This is a genomic window from Microcoleus sp. B3-D2 (genome assembly GCF_036705345.1).
Taxonomy (GTDB): Bacteria; Cyanobacteriota; Cyanobacteriia; order Cyanobacteriales; family Microcoleaceae; genus Microcoleus.
On sequence record NZ_JAUBUG010000011.1, the window covers coordinates 69,976 to 70,340 of the forward strand.

The following is a 365-nucleotide window of genomic DNA, read 5'->3' on the forward strand; positions in this document are numbered from 1 at the left end:
CTCAACCAGAACCGATAGTCGAAAATCTAGAAGTTTCAGAAACGGTAGAGTCGATCGAACATCCTCAACTAGAACCGGTTGTCGAAAATCTGCTCATTGTTCAAATGGTAGAGCCGCTAGAACTTTCTCAACCAGAATCCGAACCGATTTTAGATGCGCCAAAGTCGCTAGAACTTTCTCAACCAGAATCCGAACTGATTTTAGATTCACCAAAGTCGAGCGAGCATTCTCCACCAGAACCAGAACCGATTTTAGATTCACCAAAGTCGAGCGAGCATTCTCCACCAGAACCAGAGCCGATTGTCGAAAATTTGCTCATTGTAGAAACAGTAGAGTCGATCGAGCATTCTCCACTAGAACCAGAA

1 pseudogene is annotated in these 365 nt (G+C 44.4%); it reads left to right on the plus strand.

The annotated features are described in order from the left end of the window. A pseudogene (locus QUB14_RS06580) lies at positions 1 to 365 on the plus strand (ATP-binding cassette domain-containing protein); the annotation flags it as partial.